Origin of the sequence: Vibrio sp. 2304 (genome assembly GCF_033339475.1) — a bacterium.
Taxonomy (GTDB): domain Bacteria; phylum Pseudomonadota; class Gammaproteobacteria; order Enterobacterales; family Vibrionaceae; genus Vibrio; species Vibrio alginolyticus.
Genome location: NZ_JAWOUQ010000033.1, coordinates 1 through 3662 on the forward strand (window position 1 = coordinate 1; position 3662 = coordinate 3662).

Here is a 3662-nt window from a genome sequence, read left to right on the forward strand (position 1 = left end):
TTCACCGCATTCACGGTGACGTTGACCGTTGCTTGGTCAGTCAGTGCACCATCGGTCACGGTGTAAGTGATTTCGGCATCGCCATGGAAGTTCTCGGCCGGTGTGAAGACCAGTTTGCCGTCAACAATCTCGACTGTGCCTTGCGCTTCAGGTACGGACGCTGATTGGATAGACAGCGTATCGCCATCAATGTCAGTATCGTTTGGCAGGACATCAATCGTCACTGGCGTGTCTTCGTCAGTAATCGCCGTGTCATCTTTTGCCACTGGCGCATCGTTCACTGGCGTGACATCGACGTTCACCGTGGTGGACTCTGACACCCCACCTGACGTAACGATGTAGGTGAAGCTGTCTGTGCCGTGGAAGTTGTCGTTTGGCGTGTAAGTGACGCTGCCATCCGGGTTGACCGAGACCGTGCCGTTAGCTGGACCGTTATTGGTATCGAGCGACACCACTTTGTCGTCGCCTTCGAACGTGTCGTTATCTAAGACCTTAATGATGGTTGGCGTATCTTCCACAACCGTCGCTTTATCTGCCACGATATCCGCCACTGGCGCTACTGTGAAGTTCACCGTTTGGCTAACGCTCTCGCCGCTTGGATCGGTGGCCGTAAAGGTCAGCGCTTCTGAGCCGTTCCAGTCTGCCGTTGGGCTAATGGTCGCGATGCCATTTTCAATCGACACCAACACGTTGCTGTTGCCGGACACTGAGAAGTTCAGTGCGGAGTCGCTGTCTTTAAATGCGTCGTTTAAATCAATCGTGTAGATCGTAAAATCTTCTGCTAACACTTGATCTGAAATCACATTGTCGACTGTTGGTGCATCGTTAACGCGATTCACAATCAAACTATCACTGTCGCTAACCGTTGGATTAACACCATCCGATACTGATGCGCTGATCGTTAGGTCTTTAAGGTTGAGTTCGTCGTTGTTAACCGCGTCAACACCCGCTTGAGTCAGTTTGACTTCATCGCCAACTAGCGCAAAGTAGCCGTTTGAGTTGTTTTCTAAAGAAACGGTTAATTGCTCTTCTGGCGTGTCGATATCAGCGACTTCCAACGTTGCCACTACCGTATCGGTATTCACTGCATCTTCAGTGATACTTTCTACAGCATCGACCTTGATCGTTGGCGCATCGTTTACTGGGTTAACGGTAACAGCTACTTTCGCTTGGTCAGTCAGCGAACCATCAGTGATGGTGTAAGTGATTTCGGCGTCACCATTGAAGTTCTCGGCCGGTGTAAAGACCAATTTTCCATCAACAATCTCAACTGTGCCTTGCGCTTCAGGTACAGACGCCGATTGGATAGACAACTTATCGCCATCAATATCGGTGTCGTTTGGCAGGACATCAATCGTCACTGGCGTGTCTTCGTCAGTAACGGCATTGTCATTGGTCGCCACTGGCGCATCGTTCACTGGCGTCACATCGACGTTCACCGTGGTGGACTCTGACACCCCACCTGACGTAACGATGTAGGTGAAGCTGTCTGTGCCGTGGAAGTTGTCGTTTGGCGTGTAAGTGACGCTGCCATCCGGGTTGACCGAGACCGTGCCGTTAGCTGGACCGTTATTGGTATCGAGCGACACCACTTTGTCGTCGCCTTCGAACGTGTCGTTATCTAAGACCTTAATGATGGTTGGCGTATCTTCCACAACCGTCGCTTTATCTGCCACGATATCCGCCACTGGCGCTACTGTGAAGTTCACCGTTTGGCTGACGCTTTCACCGCTTGGATCGGTAGCCGTAAACGTCAGCGCTTCTGAGCCGTTCCAGTCTGCCGTTGGAGTGAACGTAGCAATCCCATTGACGATCGCCACTTGAATGTTGCTGTTGCCAGAGATGCTAAACGTTAACTCGCCATCCACGTTATCCACATCGCTGAAAGCGGTATTCAGATTGATGCTGTATGGCGTAAAATCTTCCGCCAAGGTTTGGTCTGCAATGTTGCTTTCAACCACAGGCGTGTCGTTCACCGCATTCACGGTGACGTTGACCGTCGCTTGGTCAGTCAGCGAACCATCGGTGACGGTATAAGTGATTTCGGCGTCGCCATGGAAGTTCTCGGCCGGTGTGAACACCAACTTGCCGTCAACAATTTCAACTGTCCCTTGGTCACTCGGCACAGATGCCGAGTCAATCCACAGCTTATCGCCATCAATATCGGTGTCGTTTGGCAAGACATCAATCGTGACAGCGGTATCTTCTTGTGTTGTGGCCGTGTCATCGTTTGCCACTGGCGCGTCATTCACTGGCGTCACATCGACGTTCACTGTGGTGGACTCCGATACCCCACCCGAGGTAACGATGTAGGTAAAACTGTCTGCCCCGTGATAGTTGTCGTTTGGCGTGTAAGTGACACTGCCGTCCGGATTGACCGAGACCGTGCCGTTGGCTGGGCCGTGATTGGTATCCAGCGACACCAATTTGTCGTCGCCTTCGAACGTGTCGTTACCTAAAACCTTGATGATGGTTGGTGTGTCTTCCACAACCGTCGCGTTGTCTGCCACGATGTCTGCCACAGGCGCTACTGTGAAGTTCACCGTTTGGCTAACGCTTTCGCCGCTTGGATCGGTGGCCGTAAAGGTCAGCGCTTCTGAGCCGTTCCAGTCTGCCGTTGGGCTAATGGTCGCGATGCCATTTTCAATCGAAACCAACACGTTGCTGTTGCCAGAGACACTGAAGCTCAGCTCGCCATCTACGTTATCCACATCGCTGAAAGCGGTATTCAGATTGATGCTGTATGGCGTAAAGTCTTCTGCTAAGGTTTGATCTGCGATGTTGCTCTCAACCACAGGCGCGTCGTTCACCGCATTCACGGTGACGTTAACCGTCGCTTGGTCAGTCAGCGCACCATCAGTGACGGTGTAAGTGATTTCAGCGTCACCATGGAAGTTCTCAGCCGGTGTGAAGACCAGTTTTCCATCAACGATCTCAACTGTACCTTGTGTTTCAGGTACGGAAGCCAATTGGATAGACAGCGTATCGCCATCAATGTCGGTGTCGTTTGGCAAGACATCAATCGTAACAGCGGTATCTTCTTGTGTTGTTGCCGCGTCATCGTTTGCCACTGGCGCGTCATTCACTGGCGTCACATCGACGTTCACTGTGGTGGACTCCGATACCCCACCCGAGGTAACGATGTAGGTAAAACTGTCTGCCCCGTGATAGTTGTCGTTTGGCGTGTAAGTGACACTGCCGTCCGGGTTGACCGAGACCGTGCCGTTAGCTGGACCGTTATTGGTATCGAGCGACACCACTTTGTCGTCGCCTTCAAACGTGTCGTTACCTAAGACCTTAATGATGGTCGGCGTGTCTTCCACAACCGTCGCGTTGTCTGCCACGATATCCGCCACTGGCGCTACCGTGAAGTTCACCGTTTGGCTAACGCTTTCGCCGCTTGGATCGGTAGCAGTAAAGATTAGGCTCTCTGAGCCGTTCCAGTCTGCGGTTGGAGTGAACGTAGCAATGCCATTTTCTATTGAGACATTGACATTACTGTTGCCTGAGACGCTAAACGTTAACTCACTATCAACGTTGTCCACATCACTGAAAGCGGTATTCAGATCGATGCTGTATGGCGTAAAATCTTCCGCCAAGGTTTGGTCTGCAATGTTGCTTTCAACCACAGGCGTGTCGTTCACCGCATTCACGGTGACGTT

At 51.8% G+C, this 3662-nt stretch carries 1 protein-coding gene; it reads right to left on the reverse strand.

Annotation, left to right across the window (positions count from 1 at the left end; genetic code table 11):
- The coding region (locus R7P64_RS24030; RefSeq protein WP_318124099.1) for a tandem-95 repeat protein at positions 1-3662 on the reverse strand (3662 nt) is incomplete at both ends.